General features: G+C 44.5%; 1 protein-coding gene. It reads right to left on the bottom strand.

The window, feature by feature from the left end; genetic code table 11:
- A partial coding sequence (locus ACQRBN_RS17410; RefSeq protein WP_427740360.1) for a hypothetical protein occupies positions 1-1329 on the bottom strand: 1329 nt, incomplete at its 3' end.
- Positions 1330-1491: the final 162 nt, after the last annotated feature.

Genomic DNA, 1491 nt, shown 5'->3' on the forward strand with positions numbered 1-1491 from the left:
GCGTTTGTTGGAGCGTTCCACGGAAGTCCTTCCGTTATATTCCTTTTTCCATGCGTTACTGTCTCTTGGCGGTATGTTAAACAATCTTGGATTATCGCTGGTGAAAATATGCACTGTTCTGCCATATTTGGCGGGAGAACAGGGATGTTCGCAGAAACAGCCTTGTTTGCGGTTTGCTTTTGGGCAACGGTATTTCGCCCGGTGTTTTGCTGCTTCATAGCCATCTTTGTGCATACGTAAGCCCATTTTGCAGATGGGTACACCGTCAGCATCAATGGTGAAATCATCTTTATAGGTGAAATGACCTGTGTGTCCGGGATTCAAGTCAATAAAAGGAGTGATCTTCTCCCGTTTACAGTATTCGTAGACAGGATAAGCATCATGGGCGGAATCCAGGAGGAGTTTTTCAATGTGAAACTCCGGCAGATATGCTTTCATGGTGAAAAAAGAATGCAGAAAAGAAAGCATATCATGTCTGGAAGCCCGTTCTAAAAGAGGGAAAACAGGAAGGTCACTATGGGAATCGGAAGCCACATACATGTAAAGGTGGTAACCGAAGAAGTAACATTCCCGGTGAGAATCCCATCCCCAGTTGCAATCCGGCTGGGAGTAAAGGCGTTTGCAGTTACAGGTGCGGCAGCCTTCTTCCAAACAGTTACAGAGTCTCTTTTTGCGCTGTCTTGCAGCAGTACGGACAGGGGTACCGTCACCGGCAAGGGAAAGATGTGCCGGATTGATCAGTCCGCGTTCTACGGATTTGTTAAGAAACTGTTGATGATATAGTTTAAAAATCAACCAAAAAGGATTTTGAGGTTTTAAGTTCCATCGTTCCAGCAACGGAAGAAGTCTGGAAGCCACACTGGAAGAATCACAAGGAGTCTTGTCGCCTTTCTTTTTTCCTTTAGGTGGTTTCATCTTAGGAAAACGGTCTTTCGGAGAAAGATGATTGGAATCGCCTTGCCAAATGCGGGTGAAGAAATCATAAAAAGTGCCAATACCGGGAGTATCGCCAAAAGAGAACCCGCTGAGTATGGCATACAAGGGCGTTTCACGGAGCATACGGCACCATACAGTAATAGAAGTCACTTTTAGCTTTAAAGCGAGCAGATAAGAACGCAGCATACAGGAAGGAAGTCTTGGTTCCGGACCGAAAACAGAGTAACACTCCTGCATGACAGAATCGGTCAGTGACAGGTCAAGATACCAGAACTGAACGATATAATCCCAAGTATCTTTGGAAAGGACAAAGGGATCAGGATAAAATTTCAAGAAATCGGATACGAAAGTATCCTGATAGGCGGCATGGCCGCCGGGATTACAAGGTAACATCAAAAATCGCCTCCAATCAAAAAATATACTTTTGATCAAGGGCGCGAAGCGCCGCATTTTTTGAGGGATTTGTCAAGGGTTTTTTGAAAAAAAGTGGGTGATTTTTGAAAGATGGAGTCTGGAAGCCTTATAAAATAAGGGCTGAAGATTCCGAGAAGATAT

The organism is Bariatricus sp. SGI.154, assembly GCF_050313795.1.
GTDB lineage: Bacteria > Bacillota > Clostridia > Lachnospirales > Lachnospiraceae > CAMBRQ01.